The sequence below is a fragment of the Bradyrhizobium sp. 195 genome, assembly GCF_023101665.1.
In the GTDB taxonomy this organism is placed as follows: Bacteria; Pseudomonadota; Alphaproteobacteria; order Rhizobiales; family Xanthobacteraceae; genus Bradyrhizobium.
In genome coordinates, this window is record NZ_CP082161.1 from 7,867,332 (window position 1) to 7,885,365 (window position 18,034).

At 64.1% G+C, this 18,034-nt stretch carries 14 protein-coding genes; 5 read left to right on the plus strand and 9 right to left on the minus strand.

All coding sequences use genetic code 11. The features are described from left to right. Window positions 1–33: 33 nt before the first annotated feature. Window positions 34–1,536 carry a L,D-transpeptidase family protein gene (locus tag IVB26_RS36690; RefSeq protein WP_247969737.1) on the plus strand — a complete coding sequence of 501 codons (1,503 nt, stop codon included), beginning with the start codon at window positions 34–36 and terminating at the stop codon, window positions 1,534–1,536. 45 nt (window positions 1,537–1,581) lie between these two features. Next, the gene (locus IVB26_RS36695; protein WP_247969738.1) at window positions 1,582–1,869 is read left to right on the plus strand and encodes a protein NO VEIN domain-containing protein; all 288 of its coding nucleotides are present in this window, start codon (window positions 1,582–1,584) and stop codon (window positions 1,867–1,869) included. A 799-nt stretch (window positions 1,870–2,668) separates the two neighbouring features. On the opposite strand, the gene IVB26_RS36700 is transcribed toward IVB26_RS36695, so the two are convergent. From IVB26_RS36700 to IVB26_RS36730, 7 genes are all read right to left on the minus strand, one after another. Next, entirely contained in the window at window positions 2,669–3,364 is a 696-nt protein-coding gene (locus IVB26_RS36700; protein WP_247969739.1) for a branched-chain amino acid ABC transporter ATP-binding protein, read from the minus strand. Continuing rightward, complete coding sequence (locus IVB26_RS36705) at window positions 3,357–4,088, minus strand: ABC transporter ATP-binding protein (protein ID WP_247969740.1); 732 nt, start codon at window positions 4,086–4,088, stop codon at window positions 3,357–3,359. Before IVB26_RS36705 ends, IVB26_RS36700 begins: the two co-directional genes overlap by 8 nt. Continuing rightward, window positions 4,078–5,184, minus strand: coding sequence for a branched-chain amino acid ABC transporter permease (locus tag IVB26_RS36710; protein WP_247969741.1), 1,107 nt, complete (start codon window positions 5,182–5,184; stop codon window positions 4,078–4,080). The genes IVB26_RS36705 and IVB26_RS36710 overlap by 11 nt, the downstream gene beginning before the upstream one ends. Before the next feature lie 6 nt (window positions 5,185–5,190). Next, the gene (locus IVB26_RS36715) at window positions 5,191–6,408 is read right to left on the minus strand and encodes a substrate-binding protein (RefSeq protein ID WP_247969742.1); all 1,218 of its coding nucleotides are present in this window, start codon (window positions 6,406–6,408) and stop codon (window positions 5,191–5,193) included. A gap of 4 nt (window positions 6,409–6,412) precedes the next feature. After that, complete coding sequence (locus tag IVB26_RS36720; RefSeq protein WP_246920819.1) at window positions 6,413–7,270, minus strand: branched-chain amino acid ABC transporter permease; 858 nt, start codon at window positions 7,268–7,270, stop codon at window positions 6,413–6,415. Window positions 7,271–7,306: 36 nt separating this feature from the next. Then, complete coding sequence (locus tag IVB26_RS36725; RefSeq protein ID WP_247969743.1) at window positions 7,307–8,821, minus strand: amidase; 1,515 nt, start codon at window positions 8,819–8,821, stop codon at window positions 7,307–7,309. Window positions 8,822–9,001: 180 nt separating this feature from the next. Continuing rightward, complete coding sequence (locus IVB26_RS36730) at window positions 9,002–10,183, minus strand: substrate-binding domain-containing protein (RefSeq protein WP_247969744.1); 1,182 nt, start codon at window positions 10,181–10,183, stop codon at window positions 9,002–9,004. 179 nt (window positions 10,184–10,362) lie between these two features. Between IVB26_RS36730 and IVB26_RS36735 the strand changes: the two genes are divergently transcribed. After that, on the plus strand, window positions 10,363–10,806 hold the full coding sequence (locus IVB26_RS36735; RefSeq protein ID WP_247323471.1) for a MarR family winged helix-turn-helix transcriptional regulator: 444 nt from the start codon (window positions 10,363–10,365) through the stop codon (window positions 10,804–10,806). 288 nt (window positions 10,807–11,094) lie between these two features. On the opposite strand, the gene secA is transcribed toward IVB26_RS36735, so the two are convergent. Beyond that, on the minus strand, window positions 11,095–13,935 hold the full coding sequence (gene secA / locus IVB26_RS36740) for a preprotein translocase subunit SecA (RefSeq protein WP_247969745.1): 2,841 nt from the start codon (window positions 13,933–13,935) through the stop codon (window positions 11,095–11,097). A gap of 354 nt (window positions 13,936–14,289) precedes the next feature. On the opposite strand from secA, the gene IVB26_RS36745 reads away from it, so the two are divergent. Next, the gene (locus tag IVB26_RS36745) at window positions 14,290–15,204 is read left to right on the plus strand and encodes a peptidylprolyl isomerase (RefSeq protein ID WP_247969746.1); all 915 of its coding nucleotides are present in this window, start codon (window positions 14,290–14,292) and stop codon (window positions 15,202–15,204) included. A 119-nt stretch (window positions 15,205–15,323) separates the two neighbouring features. Beyond that, window positions 15,324–16,565: a bifunctional glutamate N-acetyltransferase/amino-acid acetyltransferase ArgJ gene (gene argJ, locus IVB26_RS36750; RefSeq protein ID WP_247969747.1), complete on the plus strand. Its 1,242-nt coding sequence runs from the start codon at window positions 15,324–15,326 to the stop codon at window positions 16,563–16,565. Between the two features lie 99 nt (window positions 16,566–16,664). Here the strand turns inward: argJ and IVB26_RS36755 are convergent, their stop codons facing one another. Next, window positions 16,665–18,005 (minus strand): TadE/TadG family type IV pilus assembly protein, encoded by a 1,341-nt coding sequence (locus IVB26_RS36755; RefSeq protein ID WP_247969748.1) that lies wholly within the window; start codon window positions 18,003–18,005, stop codon window positions 16,665–16,667. Window positions 18,006–18,034 lie beyond the last annotated feature (29 nt).

The following is an 18,034-nucleotide window of genomic DNA, read 5'->3' on the forward strand; positions in this document are numbered from 1 at the left end:
CTTGCTCGCGCGCTTTTGGCTTCGGTTGCGCTGATGACGGCTGGCGTTCTGCTGGCCGGCTGCGACACCGACCAGGTCTCGCTCGCGACCAATGCCAAGGCCAACCAGCCGGTGCCGCCAAAGCTTCTCGCCGCGATGGTCGAGAAGGATATGGATCTGCAGTCGCCGATCCTGGTCCGCCTGTTCAAGCAGGAGGCCGAGCTCGAGGTCTGGAAGCAGGCCCGCAACGGCCAGTTCGCGCTGCTCAAGACCTATCCGATCTGCCGTTGGTCGGGCGACCTCGGCCCCAAAGTGCGCGAAGGCGACCGCCAGGCGCCGGAAGGATTCTACTCGATCAACCCTGGCCAGATGAATCCGCAATCGGCCTATTACCTCTCCTTCAACACCGGCTATCCGAACGCCTTCGACAAGGCTTTGGGCCGCACCGGCTCGCAGCTGATGGTGCATGGCGACTGCTCCTCGCGCGGCTGCTACGCGATGACGGACGAGCAGATCGCGGAGATCTATTCGCTCGGGCGCGAATCCTTCTTCGGCGGACAGAAGGCGTTCCAGCTGCAGGCCTATCCGTTCAAGATGACGCCGGTGAACATGGCCAAGCACCGGAACAACCCGAACATGCCGTTCTGGAAGATGATCAAGGAAGGCTATGATCATTTCGAGGTGACGCGGCAGGAGCCGAAGGTCGATTTCTGCGAGAAGAAGTACGTCTTCGATGCGACCCGCGCGCCCGATGCGAAGCGCGATCCGGTGTTCGACGCCTCGGCAAAGTGTCCGGCCTATGTGATCCCCGAGGACGTCGTCGCCGCCGTGCGGGGGAAGCAAACTAAGGACGAGGCCGAATACGCCAAGCTCGTCGCCAAGGGCACGCCGGTGGCGCGCATGAACACCGGCATCGACGGCGGCATGAACAAGATCTTCGCCGCGAAGATTCCGGAAGGCTCGACCGGCCTGTCCGAGGGCGCCGAGGGCAACACGCTGCAGATGCTGGCAATGGCGAAGGCGCCGGGCACGATCCCCGGCCACGTCAATCCGCCCAAGCCGAATCTCGACGCGGTGGCGTCCGCACCCGCGCCGCAGGAAGAGCCGGTGGTCGCCGTCAGCGCGCCCGCAACCAACACCCGCGTCGCCACGGCAGCTCCGGCCGAGAAATCCGGCTTCTTCTCGAATCTCGGCCGCAAGATGGGCATGGGCTCATCCGACACCACGGCCACCACCCCGCCGCCGCAAGCCACCGCCTCCGTGGCGCCGGCCCAGACCGCCCCGACGCCGCCGACCGCCGCGTCGCGGCTCAAGGCCGCCGTGACGAGATTTGTGCCGGGGCACGACAAGTCGAAGGATGCGGCGAAGGATGCGCCGAAGCCGGCCGTGGCCGCCAAGCCCGCCGAGCCGGCAAAGCCCGACACGCGCCTCGCCGCGACGCGTCCGGCGCTGAAGCCCTCGGTGTCGGACGGTGCCGGTGAAGCCACGCAGATCATGGGAGCCGCGCCGGTGATGCAGTCGAACTCGTTCGACAGCCGCTTTGGGGCGGTGAAGTAGGCGGCGACGCCGCGCTTTCCTCGACATAGCAAGTCTGACAACGTCATGGTCCGTGCCAGCAGAGGATGCTCACCGCGGCCCGGGTACGACGTTCGCTCCTTTGAACCCGATGACCAAGAACGGCTATTGGAAATCAAGACGACATGCGGGCACGAACGCACGCCATTTTGGCTCACCAAGCGGGAAGTCGACGTCGCTGCAGAGAGAAGCGACAGATATCGAGTCCGGCGCGTCTTTCACTTTCGCAACCGACCCCAAATGTTCGAGATCGCTCCGCCTCTGGAAGATGCGCTCTTCATGACGCCGACCATGTACTCTGCGGAACCAAGGTAGCCTCCGCATGATTCATCGCGATCGGTAACCCGTCGCACACCCACCCCATTGGCCGAATTCGATCCTTCGGATAAGGATAATTCTCTTTACCCGAATAGCGACACACCCTATACTCCCTTGCCATCTCATCCCTCCGGAAGGGGCGGGTCGCGATCGTCACGGTTCGTGGGGTGCGGTGGACGCGGGCGGTGTTGGCGCCCAAGCGCATCGCAGGGCGGGGTCTCCCCGTGAGCGATCCGCGGGCGCGGCACGACAGCGCTGCACGGGTACGGCAAAATCGTGTGGTCCTGACGCCCGGGGTCTGTGCGTCAAGTCTTGCGGTGATGGAGCGGCCCGACCGGGTGCGCGCATCAGCGATCTGCATGGCGACGGGGGCAATAGTGCATCGCTCCCCGGGGAGAGCTCGACATAAGCCGTCAAACCACTGCGCAGGGAAGGCCGGTTATCGGGCTGCACCTGTGTCTCCCCTGTGAGCGTCTATCTACGCATCATTGCACAGGGGCTCGCGGGTGCCAGCCGGTACCCGGCCTTCCCTGCGCCCTTCCGAATTCAAGGGGCGTGAGCGAAGCAACACCCCGGGCGCGGTGCGCCGCGGGATCGCGATGCCATGTCGGCTGTTTGACAGTTGAATCGGGGAAGGCTGTCCCAATCTCCGCTGTCGTTCCCCGCGAAGGCGGGGAATCCAGTATTCCAGAGGCGGTCGTCTTCAATCGAGAAGCCGCGGCGTACTGGATGCCCCGCCTTCGCGGAGCATGACAGCTGTAGTCGGTGTGGGATCTGCGCGCGTCACGCGCATATCTTACGGCGCCAGATACCGCATCAGCTCCGGATTGCCCCTCACCTCTCCCGCCTCCCCTTGCAGCGCGACCCTGCCGCGGTCGAGCACATAGGCGTAATCGGCGACACGAAGCGCGAGGTCGAGATGCTGCTCGACGATGATGACGGCGATAGTCTTGGCGAGCTCGATCAGCCGCTCGGTGATCTCCTCGATGACGCCGATCCAGACGCCTTCGGTCGGCTCGTCCAGCAGCAACAGTTTTGGATCGCCCAGCATGGCGCGGCCGATCGCGAGCATCTTGCGTTCGCCGCCGGAGAGCGTGCCGGCGGGCTGGTCGAGGCGCTGGCCGAGCTTTGGGAAGATGGTCAGCACCTGATCGACGGCGTCGGCCTTCTTGCTCGCCAGCGAACCGACGGCGAGATTGTCGCGCACCGACAGGCGCGCGAACACCGAATGCTCCTGCGGCACGTAGCCGATGCCGGCGCGCACGCGCTCCTGGGTGGCGCGGCGGCTGATGTCGCGGCCGTCGAAGGCGACTTCGCCCTTCCACGCCGGCAGCTCGCCGACGATGGTCTTCATCAGCGTGGTCTTGCCGGTGCCGTTGCGCCCGAGCACGGCGACGCCGCCACGCCAGGGAATGCCCAGGGTGACGTCGAACAGGACCTGGCTTCTGCCATAGCCCGCGTCGAGATGCTTGATGTCCAAAAATTCAGGCACGGCGCAGATAGATCTCCTGGACGGATGGGTTGGCCTGGATCTCGGACACGGTGCCTGACGCCAGCACCTTGCCCTGGTCGAGCACGGTGAGGCGGTCGCAGATGTCGCGAATGAAATCGAGGTCGTGCTCGACGATGACCAGTGAGCAATGCTGCTTGATCGGCTGCAGCAATTCGCCGGTGACGCGGCGCTCCTCGAGACTCATGCCGCCGGTCGGCTCGTCCAGCAGCAGCAATTTCGGCTTGCCCGCGAGCGCCATTGCGATCTCCAGCCATTGCTGCTGGCCGTGCGACAGGGCGGCGGCCGCATCAAAGGCTCGATCGGCCAGGCGAAATTGCCTCAGCATGGTCATGACCTGGTCGTGCAGCGCGCCCCGCGTGCGCGAGAACACGAGGTCGAACAGCGAGGACTGCGCCTGCAACGCGAGCAGGATGTTGTCGTACAGCGTCAGCGACGGCAGCACGCTGGTGATCTGGAATTTCAGGCTCATGCCGGCCCGCGCCCGCTCGGTCGGCGTGAACGCGGTGATGTCGGTGTTGAGGAAGCTCACCTTGCCCTGCGTCGGCACTTCGGCGCCGGCGATGCACTTCATCAGCGTGCTCTTGCCGGAGCCGTTCGGGCCGATCAGGCCGTGGAACTCGTTCTCGCCGACGGTGAGCGCTGCGCCGTCGAGCGCGGTGAGCTTGCCGAAGACCTTCTTGATGCCGGCGGCTTCAAGGAGCATTGCGCTTCTCCTTGACGTTTCCCCCGGATTTGGCACCGAAGCTGCCGACCCGTTCACGCTCGCCGAGCACAAAGCTGATCAGGCCGAGCGGACGGAACAGGATCACGAGCAGCAGCAACAGGCCCAGAATGATCGGCCAGATGTCGCGATAATTGTCCGACAGCCAGAAGCTGACGCCCTCAACGATGACGGCACCGATGACGGCGCCGATCAGCGTGCCGGAGCCGCCGAACAGCACGTAGAGCACCACCTGCGTCGAGACCACGACGCCGACCATGTTGGGCCAGACGAAACCTTCGTGAAAGGCGTAGAGGCTGCCGGCAAGCCCGGCGACGCCGCCGCCGATGGTGAAGATAATCGCCTTCAGGTGCTGCGCCTTGTAGCCGAAGAAGGCGATGCGCTGCTCGTTCTCGCGCAGGCCGGCAAGCGCGAGGCCGAATTGCGAGCGCACCAGGAAGCGGCAGAGCAGGTAGACCACGACGAGAATGCCGAGCACGAGATAGTAGAACGCCGGCCCTTCCGTGAACTCGTAACCACTGAACGACATCGGCGCGATCGAGGGGATGCCGTTCTGGCCGCCGAGATAGTACCAGCCGCGCGCGAGACGATCGGCGGCGTAGGACCCCGTGAGCGTGCCCAGCGAGACGAAGATCACGCTGGAGGGATGCCGGCCCAGCAGCAGGAAGCCGCCGAGCAGCAGTGCGAAGGTGAGGCCGATGATGGTGCCCGCCGGCAGCACCAGGAAGATGTTGGTGATGTCGAGGTCGCGCGCGAGCAGCGCGACGCCATAGCCGGCCGAGCCGAAGAACAGGGCCTGGCCGAAACTCATGATGCCGGCATAGCCCCAGACCAGATCGAACGACAGCGCGAACAGCGCCAGGATGATCACACGCGTCGCGAACACGGTGAGATAGTCCTGCAGCAGCAGGGGCGCGAGCAGCGCCGCGACCAGCACGACGCCCTCCACGATCGGCAGGACTTTACGTCCCGCCTTGACTTGTTCCCCGGCCTGTCCCGCTGTCACGCGTTCAGCCATCCCGTCGTCCGCTTCGTCGCCGGCGATGGCCTCTCTTACCACACTCATCGACTTCAGCATTCCGCCTCAGCATTCCTTGGGATCGACCAGACCCTCGCTGCGCGCGACGATCTCGTAATTCCCGGCCTTGGCGACCGCGGTGTACATCTTCATCTTGCAGTGCCGTTTGCCCGGCACCATCTCGGCCGGTCCACCGGGACCTTCGGCGATCTTGGCGTGGTCGAGGCTTGCTGCGACCGCCTCACGATCGATCTTGCCGGCTTCCTTCACCGCGGCTTCCCACAGCTTCAGGCCGCGATAGGTGCCGGTCGCGGCGCTGCCGGCGGCGAACAGGAAGTTGCCCGGGAAATCCTTCTCGTAAGCGGCCTGGATCTTGGCGTCGAACGGATTCTCCTTGGTCAGCACCTTGAAATAATCGAGGCAACTCGCGAGTCCCTCGATCTCCGCGGCCTGATTGATGTTGAGCGTGTTCTCGTCATAGTAGACGCAGGCCAGACGCCCGCCGTTCTTGAGGAAGCCGGCTTCATAGAGCTGCTTGAAGAACGGACCAACGCCCGGCGGAATGACGGTGTTGAAGACGACGTCGACCTTGTTGGACACGATGCGGTTGACGGTCGCGGAGAAGTCGACCTGGTCGAGCGGATAGTATTCCTCGAACACGACCTCGCCGCCGTTCGCCTCGATCACCTTGCGGGCGTAGACGTTGAGCGTGTGCGGCCAGACATAATTGGCGCTCGGCAGCGCGAATTTCTTGCCGCCGTTCTTGATCAGCCAGGGGATGAACTCGTCGCATTGCTGCGCCGGCGTCGGCCCGGTGCAGAACAGGTAGGGCGTACACTCCTTGCCCTCATAGAGCTGCGGATAGATGTAGAGCGTCTTGCCGCGCGCCACGATCGGATCCTTGATCGCGTTGCGCATCGAGGATGTGATGCCGCCGAGCACCATGTCGACCTTGTCGCGCTGGATCAGCTTGCGCACGTTGCCGACGGCGACGGATTCGTTGGAGGCGGTGTCCTCGATATAGAGCTCGAGCGGCCGGCCGAGCAGGCCGCCGGCCGCGTTGATCTCCTTGATGACCATCTTGGCGACGTTGGCGTCGGCATTGCCGGCATAGGCGATCGGGCCGGTAAGGTCGGTGGCGATGCCGACCTTGATCGGGCCTTCCGCCGCATTGGCCCACGGTGCCGGGATCACCCAGCTTCCGACCCCGGTTGCGACCGCACCGGAGGCAAAAGCGAAATTGGACAGGAAGCGGCGGCGCGAGAGCTGAGTGCGATCGAACATGTGACTAAACCCCTTTTCCAGCGATGAGGCCCTGCGGGCGGAATTTGATGAAGACAATGGCGAGAACGAAGACGAGCACGTCGGCGACGACGGGCGCCATCACCCAGGGCAGCGCCGCGCTGAGCGTGCCGATGACGCCGGCGCCGGCGACCGGCCCGATGAAGGAGCCGACGCCGCCGACCATCACCGCGACAAAGCCCTGGATCAGGAAACGCAGGCCGAGATCGGCATAGAGGCTGAACACCGGCACGATCAGCGCACCCGCAAGGCCGGCGAGCGCGGAACCGAATGCGAACGTGGCGCCGTACATCAGCGGCGTGGAAATACCTGAAGCGCGCGCCAGCGACGGATTTTCCAGCGTGGCGCGCATGCGCAGGCCGAAGCTGGTCCGCGACAGCAGCAGATAGCAGCCGCCCATCACCAATAGCGTGATCACGATGATGGTGAAGCGCCAGGCCGAGATGTGCATGGCGCCGATGTCGATCGAGCCGCCGATCGGCTCGGGCACCGTGAGATAGAAGCCGCCGATCAGGCCGCGCACGGATTCACGGATGATGAGGCCCAGCGCATAGGTGCCGAGCATGGCGACGATCGGCGCGGCGTAGAATCTCCGGATGATCAGCGCCTCCAGCACGAAGCCGAGCGCGCCGACCACGAAAGGCGCTGCGACCATGCCGGCCCAGATCGGCAGTCCCTTGGCATAGGCAAGATAGGTGACGTAGGCCCCGAGCAGGACGAACTCGCCTTGCGCGAAGTTGAAGATGCCCATCATGCTCGCGATGATCCCGAGCCCCAGCACGATCAGGACGATGATCGCGCCAAAGCTCAGGATCTCGAACGCTGCGACGAACGCGTTAGCCATGCGATGCTGTTCCGTCCGCCCGTATCAATGCCTCTTTCACATCTTCTTCCAGTCACCGATCTGCTCGAAGGCATGGGCGGCGCGGTAGATGGTGGATTCCTCGAACATGCGGCCGACCAGCATCAGGCCGACGGGCAGACCGTCGACCATGCCGCAGGGCAGCGACATCGCGGGATGATGGGTGATGTCGAACGGCGCGGTGTTGGAGATCATCTCGAGCGCGCGGGCGACGTAATCCTCGCGGCTGGCATTGGGCTCCGGCAGCTTTGTCGACTTCATCGGCGTGGTCGGCATCAGCAGCAGATCGTAATCGCTGAACGCCTTGTCGTAGGCTGCGGTCAGGCGCCGCGAGATGTTGAGCGCCTTGCCGTAGAAGCGCGGACCGAAATTGTTGTTGATGTAGGTGCCGAGCATCATGAACAATTTCGTGGTCTCGGACAGCGAATCGGCCTGCCGGCGCCAGCCGCGATGGAAATCCATCAGCGAGGTCGAATAGAGATCGCCGCGGGACAGACCGTAGCCGTCGCCGAACATCATGGTCTGGGTCAGGCCTTCGGTGCCGATCGGCGTCCAGATCGCGCCGCCCAACAGGTGCATCGGGATCGAGACGGTCTCGACGGTGGCGCCAACGTCCTTGAAGCGCTTGGCCGCTTCGCGCACGCTTTCATTCACCGCAGCTTCTGCGGTCGGCTGCTCAAAACCTTCCTTGACGATGCCGATCTTCATGCCCTTGACGCCCTGGCCGAGCGCCTTGGTGTACTCCTCGACCTTCGGCGACTTGATGCGCGGATCGTAACCGTCGTCGCCGGCGAGGACCTCGAGCAGCAGCGCGTTGTCGGCGACTGTCGCAGTCATCGGGCCGGTATGGTCGACATAGATCTCGATCGGCATGATCCCGGTATAGGGTACGAGGCCCCAGGTCGGCTTCATGCCGTAGATGCCGCAGAACGAGGACGGCATGCGGATCGAGCCGCCCTGATCGCCGCCGATCGCCATGTCGACCTCGCCGAGCGCGACCACCACGCCCGAGCCCGACGACGAGCCGCCGGCCGAATAACCCATCTTGTGCGGATTGTGCACCGGCCCGTAGGAGCCGGTGTGGCTGCCGCCGGACAGACAGAAGTGCTCGCAATGCACCTTGCCTTTGATCTCGGCGCCGGCATCCAGCATGCGCGTGACGATGGTGGCGTCGAAATCGGGGACATAGCCTTCCAGCGTCGACGAGCCGTTGGTCATAGGAACGCCGGCGAGCATGATGTTGTCTTTCAGCGCGACGGTCTTGCCCTTGAGCTTGCCGCTGGCCGCGCCTTTCACGGTCGACTTGCGATACCAGGCATTGCGCGGGTTCTCTTCGGCCGACGGCCGATAGCCCGGCGTGCGCGGATATTTCACCTCGGGCACCTCGTCCGGCATAGCGGCAACGAGATTGTAAGCCTCGATCGAGCCCTGCATCAGGCCGCGGAACGAGGCGACATCGTCGTCGGTCAGCGAAAGGCCGCACTGCTCGGCGACGCTGCGAAGTTGGGTTGGGGTGGGAAGGACAACAGTCACGGCGCTCTCCTGAAGTTTCTTGAAACGATCCTCGAAACGATTCCCTGGAACGGTCCTCGGAACGCGGCCGCCCTGGCGCGACGCACGCACCACCGGCCTTGCCCAAACATTCAAAACGGAAATATTTTCCTTTTCAAGTATTATTTTGCAATGAGGTGCGAGCGGATCGCCGCGCCGAGGTCAGAGCGGCTTGATCAGCTTGAAGTCGAGGCCATCGGCCGCGGCGAGATGCATCGGCATCCGCGCGCGCCCGTCACGGACTGTGACCGGACCGCGGGCGCCGCTGTAGACGATGTTGCGGCCGGCCACGAGCATCGGGCCCATCGACAACGAGCCGGCCTTGTTTGCGACGGCCTCAAGGAAGCGCATGCCCTCGTAGCTCGACTGTCCGACCGACCCGATCGGCGGCGCATTCGGTCCGAACATCGCATGATAACGGCTCTGGAAGTCGTCGTTGGCGCGCGCGCCGGTGCCGGTGAAATAGCCCGAGGCGCAGAACATGTTCTCGCTGTTGTCGGCGCCGATGCCGAGCAGCACGGTGTCGTCCATGGCGCCGGCAAGCCGCAGCGTGGTGGCGCCCAGGCCACACTCGCCGAAGGCGCGATTGAAGGTGCTGCTGTCGGTTCCGATCAGCGAGATCAACACGACGTCGGGCTTCGCGGCGCGGATGCGCGCCAGGTGGGGCTCGTGATTGTCCTCACCGAGGGGAACGAACTCCTCGCCGACGACGTGGCCGCCGGTTTCCCTAATGTAGTTCTTGACCGCGCGGTGCGATTGCCAGGGCCAGACGTAGTCGCTGCCGATCAGGTACCAGCGCTTGGCCTTCTTGACGTCGGCGAGCCAGTGGATCGAGGGGCGGCTCTGCCAGCGCGGCGTCTCGCCGATCGCCATCACGCCAGGCGTCCGCTCGCCGCCTTCGTAGACCGGCGTATAGATATAGGGGATACGATGACGCGTGGTGACATCTCGCAAGCCGACGCGGACCGCGCTGGTGTGCAGGCCCACGATCAGATCGACCTCGTCGAACGCAATCGCCTGCTCGGCGCGGTTCAGCACCTCATCGAGAGGCCCGCCGGCGTCGTAGACCGAAAGCTCGATCTCGCGGCCAAGGATGCCACCGCGCTTGTTGATCTCGGCGACGGCGAGCTTCGCGCTGTTGGTCGCGCAGGGTCCCCAGATTCCGGGCGAACCGGTGCAGCAGATGAAGCCGCCGACACGCAGCTTGTTGGCGCCCCGCCGCCTGAAGGACGCGTGATCGCGCGGCGACAACGCTCCATCCGCCGCGGAGGACAGATTCCTGAACAGCAAAGACGGCGGCAACGCCGGGCCGCCGTGAGCCGGGAAGTTCACCGTCGCGCGCACGCCAACTCCTGTCTGACACCAGACCTGAAAGCACATTGAGCAGGCGGCCGCGGCTTCCGCCCTTTTGTTGGGCAATGATCCTATTTTGAAAATATTGAATATTCAACAATTGAAGTGCATATAGATGCAGCATTGATTGCAAGACATTCACTCATTTGGGTCAAGACGAAGTCTTAGCCGTGGCAAAACCGTCGAAAGAAAACACCCCGATCACCGAACACCTCGCCTACCTGCTCGCGCAAGCCAACCGGGAAATCAACCGGCAGCTCGAACTGCGGTTGAGCAAGGAGGGCGTGCCGGTCGAGCAGTGGCGCATCCTGAAGGTGCTGTCGGATGGCAACGGCCATTCGATGGGCGAGCTTGCCGATGCCGTGCTGCTCAACCATCCGACGCTGACCAAGATGATCGACCGCATGGTCTCGGACACGCTGGTCTACCGCGTGCAGGACCCGAACGACCGCCGCAAGGTCCTGATGTTCATCTCCGACCGCGGCAAGGTGCTGAGCAGGAAGCTCAACTCGCTCGCGGTGGACCAGGAGGAGCACATCCTGGAGAGCTACGGCGACAAGTCGACCAGCGAATTGAAGCGGCTGCTGGAGAGTTTGATCGACAGCTCGAATTGAGAGGACGTGCAGCCTCTCGCCGAGCAGCCGTAGCCCGGATGGAGCGCAAGCGTAATCCGGGGTCTCTCACAACGACAAGATTCCCGGATTGCGCTTCGCTCCATCCGGGCTACGAAATTCCGCAAGCGCCACAAGCACACTGTCATCGCCCGATTTTACTCAGGCGATCCAGTATTCCAGAGACGGATGTGATTGAGCCGAGAGGCCGCGGCGTACTGGGTCGCCCGGTCGAGCCGGGCGACGGCATTGGAGAATGAGGCGCCTGTGTTGCGCCTCACGCCTGCCTAATTAAGCGTACCGCCCGTGGCAGTGCTTGTACTTCTTGCCTGAGCCGCAGGGGCAGTCCTCGTTGCGGCCGACCTTGCCCCAGCTGGCGGGATTCTTGGGATCGCGCAGGGCGGCGTCGGAGGCCTGAGCGCCCAGCGTGACGCTGGCGAGCGCCATCTCGTCCTCGCCGGTGTTCGGGTCGAACTTGTGCGCCTCCATCGGCGGCAGGACGGGGGCTTCCTGCTCCGGGGGAACGATCTCGACGCGCATCAGCTGCGCCGTGACGGCCTCGCGCAGATGAGCGCTCATCTCCTGGAAGAGATTGAAGGCTTCGGTCTTGTACTCCTGGAGCGGATCGCGCTGGCCGTAACCGCGCAGGCCGATGACCTGGCGCAGATGGTCGAGCATGATCAGATGCTCGCGCCAGAGATGGTCGAGGGTCTGGAGCAAAATGGTCTTCTCGACGTAACGCATCACGTCGGGACCCCATTGCGCGACCTTGGCCGCCATGTGCTCGTCGGCCCTGGTCTCGATGCGCGTGAGCAGCTCCTCGTCGGCGATGCCCTCTTCCTTGGCCCAGTCGTCGACCGGCAGATCGAGATCGAGCACGCGCTTCAGCTCGTCCTTCAGGCCCGCAACGTCCCACTGCTCGGCATAGGCATGCTCGGGCACGTGCTTGGCGACGAGATCATCGATGAAGGCGTGGCGCATGTCGGTGACGGTCTCGGCGACGCTCTCGTCCTTCATCAGGTCGACGCGCTGGTCGAAGATCACCTTGCGCTGGTCGTTCTGGACGTTGTCGAACTTGAGAAGGTTCTTGCGGATGTCGAAGTTACGCGCCTCGACCTTCTGCTGCGCCTTCTCCAGGGCCTTGTTGATCCAGGGGTGGATGATGGCCTCGCCCTCTTGCAGGCCGAGACGCTGCAACATGCTGTCGAGGCGATCCGAGCCGAAGATGCGCATCAGATCGTCTTCCAAAGACAGGAAGAACTTGGAGCGGCCGGGGTCGCCCTGACGGCCGGACCGGCCGCGCAGCTGGTTGTCGATGCGGCGGGATTCGTGGCGCTCGGAGCCCATGATGTAGAGGCCGCCGGGCTTCGTCACGGTCTTGGCGGGCTTGTTGCCCTTCGCCGGCTCGATCTCGACGACCTCTTCGGCCTTCAGCACGATCTCGCGGAAGCGCTCGACGTCGGCCTTGATCTGCTCGATCTTCCTTGCCTTCTCGGCCTCGTCCTCGATGCCCGCGGTCTCCTTCGGGATGCGCATCTCGAGCGAGCCGCCGAGCTTGATGTCGGTACCGCGGCCGGCCATGTTGGTCGCGATCGTGATCGCGCCGGGCACGCCGGCTTCGGCGACGATATAGGCTTCCTGCTCGTGGAAGCGCGCATTCAGCACCGCGAACAGTTTTGCCGGCTTGCCGGCGCGGGCGGCGGCGTACAGCTTGTCGAGCGCGTTCTCCTTGCCGAAATCGATCTGCTTGTAGCCGTTCTTCTTGAGGAATTCGGCGAGCACTTCCGACTTCTCGATCGAGGCTGTGCCGACCAGCACCGGCTGCAGCCGCGAATTGGCACGCTCGATCTCGGCGAGGATGGCCGTGTATTTTTCGTTGTGGGTGCGATAGACCTCGTCGTCCTCGTCGAGGCGGCCGATCGGCACGTTGGTCGGGATTTCCACGACCTCGAGCTTGTAGATGTCGAACAGTTCGTCGGCTTCGGTCAACGCCGTGCCGGTCATGCCGGCGAGCTTTTCATACATCCGGAAATAGTTCTGGAAGGTGATCGAAGCCAGAGTCTGGTTCTCCGGCTGAACCTGCACATGCTCCTTGGCTTCCAGCGCCTGGTGCAGACCTTCGGAATAGCGGCGGCCCTGCATCATGCGTCCGGTGAACTCGTCGATGATGACGACCTCGTCGTCGCGGACGATGTAGTCCTTGTCGCGCGTGAACAGCGTGTGGGCGCGCAGCGCCTGGTTGATGTGGTGCACGACGGAGACGTTCTCGACGTCGTAAAGCGACTCGCCCTTGAGCTGGCCGGCATCGCGCAGCAGGGTCTCGATCTTCTCCATGCCGGCTTCGGTCAGCGTCACCGTGCGCTGCTTCTCGTCGACGTCGTAGTCGGTCTTGTCGAGCTTGGGCAGGAAGCCGTCGATGGTGTTGTAGAAGTCGGAACGGTCGTCGAGCGGACCGGAGATGATCAGCGGCGTGCGCGCTTCGTCGATCAGGATGGAGTCGACCTCGTCGACGATGGCGAAGAAGTGCGGCCGCTGGACCATGTCCTCGAGCCGGTACTTCATGTTGTCGCGCAGATAGTCGAAGCCGTATTCGTTGTTGGTGCCGTAGGTGATGTCGCAGGCATAGGCGGCCTTGCGCTCGGCGTCGTCGAGACCGTGCACGATCACGCCGGTGGTCATGCCGAGGAAGCCGTAGATCTGCCCCATCCAGCCGGAGTCGCGGCGGGCGAGGTAGTCGTTGACGGTGACGACGTGGACGCCCTTGCCGGCGAGCGCGTTGAGATAGACCGCCAGGGTCGCGACCAGCGTCTTGCCTTCGCCGGTCTTCATCTCGGCGATGTCGCCCTCATGCAGCACCATGCCGCCGATCAGCTGGACGTCGAAATGACGCTGGCCGAGCGTGCGCTTGGCGGCCTCGCGCACGGTTGCGAAGGCGGGGATGAGGAGGTCGTCGAGCGTCTTGCCCTCGGCGAGCTGCTTCTTGAACTCGACGGTGCGGGCCTTGAGCGCCTCGTCGGAGAGCTTGGAAACCTCTCCCTCCAGCGCGTTGATCGCGTTGACGCGGGACTGATATCCCTTCACCCGCCGGTCGTTGGCGGAGCCGAAAAACTTGCGGGCGAGCGCGCCGATCATGCCTAGTTCCTGTGTTCGCGATTCAACCGCGTTGCAGCCAAGAAGTTGTCACCCGCCTGCCTATCAACTCACCGTGACGCCTGACGGCGCCGTTGGCCCGGACTGCGGGGGGCGTCCGCCATATGGGTGGGAATTGGACAAGTCTGGGTTCAACGGCCAAAAACGCAGCAAAATAAACGCCATCGCCATGGTCGCGACCGGGCAGAGATATGGCCCGGTCAGGGCCTTGTCAACGGCGGGCGCATTGCGGCCAATTCATCATTTTGACAGACTTTTCGCGTTGCCAAGGCCCCCTGAATTGGGCGAGTGTCCGCCCCGCTCGAGCAGCCCCCTGCTTCAACATAAGGATTTTCCATGACCACCTCGTTCCCGGTAACCACCGGCCAGCGTTTCCGCCGTGCGTCCGCCCTGGCTGGCAGCCTCACTCTGGCGCTGTCCCTGGCGTTCGCGGGCCCGCTCCGGGCCGCCGACGATCCGGTGCTGGCGAAGGTCAATGGCGCGGAAATCAAGAAGAGCGACGTCGCCATGGCGGAGGAGGAGCTGGGGCCGAGCCTCGCCCAGATGGACCCGGCGACCAAGGACGAGAACGTCCTGTCGTTCCTGATCGACATGAAAATCGTCAGCAAGGCTGCCGAAGACAAGAAGGTTGCCGACAGCGAGGAGTTCAAGAAGCGCCTGGCATTCGCCCGCAACCGGCTTCTGATGGACAGCCTGCTCGCGGGCGAGGGCAAGGCCGCCACCACCCCCGACGCCATGAAGAAGGTCTATGAGGAGGCCTCCAAGCAGATCACCGGCGAGCAGGAGGTGCGCGCCCGCCACATCCTGGTCGAGACCGAGGACGAGGCCAAGGCCGTGAAGGCCGAGCTCGACAAGGGCGCCGATTTCGCCGAACTTGCCAAGAAGAAGTCCAAGGATCCGGGCTCGGCCGACGGCGGCGACCTCGGCTTCTTCACCAAGGAGCAGATGGTGCCGGAATTCTCGACCGTCGCCTTCGCGATGGAGCCCGGCAAGATCTCCGACCCCGTGAAGTCGCAGTTCGGCTGGCACATCATCAAGGTCGAGGAAAAGCGCAACCGCAAGGCGCCGGACTTCGAGCAGGTCAAGACCCAGATCGAGAGCTACGTCACCCGCAAGGCCCAGGCCGAGTATGTGGCCAAGCTGCGCGCGGAGGCCAAGGTCGAGCGGCTGGACCAGCCGGCGGCAGACGCCAAGCCGGCGGATGCAGCCAAGCCGTCTGACAGCAAGATGGCGCCGCCTGCTAAGAAGTAAGACTGCGAAGAGTAAGAATTCGCTGTCACTTCGCTGACGCCAAGAGTATCTAACGTATCGTGATGCCCGGCCCCCGTGCCGGGCATCTGCATATCCAGACCCCACCAAGGCGCCCCGCGATGTCCTCCTCCGTCTCTCCGCTCGCCCCGAAAACTGTTCCCGACATGCCCACCATTGCGGGCATCCGTCTCGCGACGGCCGAGGCCGGCATCCGCTACAAGAACCGTACCGACGTGCTGCTGGCGGTGATGGACAAGGGCACCGCGGTGGCCGGCGTCTTCACCAAATCGAAGTGCCCCTCCGCCCCCGTGGAATGGTGCCGCGCCAAGCTGAAGGGCGGCAAGGCACGCGCGCTGGTGGTCAATTCCGGCAACGCCAACGCTTTCACCGGCAAGACCGGCCGCGCCTCCACCGCACTGACCGCGAAGATCGCGGCCAAGGCGGTTGGATGCAGCGAAAGCGAGATTTTCCTGGCCTCGACCGGTGTGATCGGCGAGCCGCTGGACGCGACCAAGTTCGACGGCGTGCTGGGCCGCCTCGCCGAGGCCGCCGAGCCCGGCGACTACCTCACTGCTGCCAAGGCGATCATGACCACCGACACGTTCCCGAAGGTCGCGACCGCGACCGTCAAGCTCGGCAAGGCCAAGGTCACCATCAACGGCATGGCCAAGGGCGCCGGCATGATCGCCCCCGACATGGCGACGATGCTGTCCTTCATCTTCACCGACGCGCCGATCGCGCCCGCCGCGCTGCAGGCGCTGCTCAAGAGCGGCGTCGAAGATACTTTTAACGCAGTGACGATCGATGGCGACACCTCGACCTCGGACACATTGCTCGCCTTCGCCACCGGCGCTGCCGCCGAGCACGGCGCGCCCAAAATCAGCCGCGCCAGCGATCCGCGCCTGAAGGCCTTCGTCAAGGCCTTCAACCAGGTGCTCGCCAATCTCGCGGAGCAGGTGGCGCGCGACGGCGAAGGCGCACGCAAGCTGGTCGAGATCACGGTCGAGGGCGCCAAGACCAAGGCCTCGGCACGCAAGATCGCGATGTCGATCGCGAACTCGCCGCTGGTGAAGACCGCGATCGCCGGCGAGGACGCCAATTGGGGCCGCGTGGTGATGGCTGTCGGCAAGGCCGGCGAGCCGGCCGATCGCGACAAGCTCTCGATCTCCTTCAACGGCATCCGCGTCGCCAAGAGCGGCGCGCGCGATCCTGACTATGACGAAGCCCAGGTGTCGGAAGCGATGAAGGCGCCGGAGATCGCGATCAAGGTCTCGCTCGGCCTCGGCAAGGGCCGCGACCGCGTCATGACCTGCGACCTCACCAAGGAATATGTCGCGATCAACGGCGATTACAGGTCGTAAACTCCCAGGCTGTCGTTCCGGGGCTCGCGAAGCGAGAACCCGGAATCTCGAGATTCCGGGTTCGATGCTGACGCATCGCCCCGGAATGACGTCTCCATCTCACCCTGAAATTCGCGCGTCCGCGACCGCCTTCCGGAACAGCGCGTTCATCGCGTCCGAGATGCCTTGCGTCGGGCTCACCTCGAAATACAGCCCCGGCGAGGCGCAGCTCTGCATGTTCTGGGCGATCTCGCTATTCGGCGACGGACCGAAGGGACCGGCATTGAACGGATCAATCCAGTTCATGTACCAGGAGTTGGTCGGAAGCTGCAGGTAGGTCGTGTAGAGCACGGCGACCTTGATCTTGCGGTTCTTCAGCGTGTCGCAGAGCGCGGGATTGATCGGCGACTGGCAGCGCGACATGCCGCTCACGTTCTTGATCGGCTTCAGGCATCCCGAATTGTTCTCGTCCGCCACGCCGTCGGAGACGAAGAGCACGTACTTCATCGGCGCGGACGACGTCCCCGCCCCAGGCGCGCTGATCACGCTGTTGAGGGCCGGAAACACCGCGCTGAAGGGCGAATCCATGTCCTTGGTGTAGGCGTCATTGTTGCCGTAGACGCCCATCAGGTCGATGTTTGCCGCGGCCGTCTTGGCGCTCGACAGGCTGGACGACAGCGCGAACAGCGCACGCAGGCCGATGCTCGAGGACGCCGCGCCAAAATCGTAGATCGCCATGCGGAACTGGTTCGAATAGGTCTGGCTCGCAGCGGCCGTGTCCATCAGGGACTGGGTGGCACTGCGCAGCACGTCGATCCGCGTGGTCACACCGATGGACTTGGCCAGATTGTAGTAATTATTGGCGTCGTTGTAGTCGTGGCAGGCGAAGGCGCATTTGTCAGACGTATTGTTGACCATCTTGCTGACGTCGGCCGGCGTCGCCGCCACGCCCATCGACGGCGAATTGTCCAGCAGCAGGTAAAAGTCGACATAGAGCGGCATGCTCGCCGTCGCCGTCGACGTGCCGCTCGCCGTCAGCGCGGTCTTGCCGATCACGCCGAGGAACATGGTCTTGATGCTGCCGCTGAACGCAACGGTCGAGGTGACCGTCGAGCCGGTCTTGACCACGGTCGGGGTAAGGCTGTCGAGCGTGTAGCCGGTCAGATTGGCGACATTGGCATTGAAGATGTTCCTTGCGTCGCTGACACCGACCGGGATCGCACCGTCCGAGGTCATCGTGCCCGCAGCCGCAAAGGCCGGCGAAGCCTTGGCAACCGCGCCGACGCTGGCCGCGTCGGCCGCAGCCTGAAGCTTGGACCGCATCTGCGTCGCGCGGGAGTAATCGACCGCGCAACCGACCACCGTGATCAGGGGGACGCAGGCGAGTGCGAAAATCACCGCGATGTTGCCGCGCCGATCGCGGACAAACCGGCGGATGGTGGTGGGAAGCGCAGCGCGCATGGACCGAGCCCGGAATGGATTAAATATGT

What these genes read in the sequence shown, in the direction of transcription:
- IVB26_RS36690 (WP_247969737.1), top strand. Translation starts at nt 34, where the DNA reads ATGACGGCTGGCGTTCTGCTGGCCGGCTGCGACACCGACCAGGTCTCG.
- IVB26_RS36695 (WP_247969738.1), top strand. Translation starts at nt 1,582, where the DNA reads ATGGTCCGTGCCAGCAGAGGATGCTCACCGCGGCCCGGGTACGACGTT.
- IVB26_RS36705 (WP_247969740.1), bottom strand. Translation starts at nt 4,088, where the DNA reads ATGCTCCTTGAAGCCGCCGGCATCAAGAAGGTCTTCGGCAAGCTCACC.
- IVB26_RS36710 (WP_247969741.1), bottom strand. Translation starts at nt 5,184, where the DNA reads ATGCTGAAGTCGATGAGTGTGGTAAGAGAGGCCATCGCCGGCGACGAA.
- IVB26_RS36715 (WP_247969742.1), bottom strand. Translation starts at nt 6,408, where the DNA reads ATGTTCGATCGCACTCAGCTCTCGCGCCGCCGCTTCCTGTCCAATTTC.
- IVB26_RS36720 (WP_246920819.1), bottom strand. Translation starts at nt 7,270, where the DNA reads ATGGCTAACGCGTTCGTCGCAGCGTTCGAGATCCTGAGCTTTGGCGCG.
- secA (WP_247969745.1), bottom strand. Translation starts at nt 13,935, where the DNA reads ATGATCGGCGCGCTCGCCCGCAAGTTTTTCGGCTCCGCCAACGACCGG.
- IVB26_RS36745 (WP_247969746.1), top strand. Translation starts at nt 14,290, where the DNA reads ATGACCACCTCGTTCCCGGTAACCACCGGCCAGCGTTTCCGCCGTGCG.
- argJ (WP_247969747.1), top strand. Translation starts at nt 15,324, where the DNA reads ATGTCCTCCTCCGTCTCTCCGCTCGCCCCGAAAACTGTTCCCGACATG.
- IVB26_RS36755 (WP_247969748.1), bottom strand. Translation starts at nt 18,005, where the DNA reads ATGCGCGCTGCGCTTCCCACCACCATCCGCCGGTTTGTCCGCGATCGG.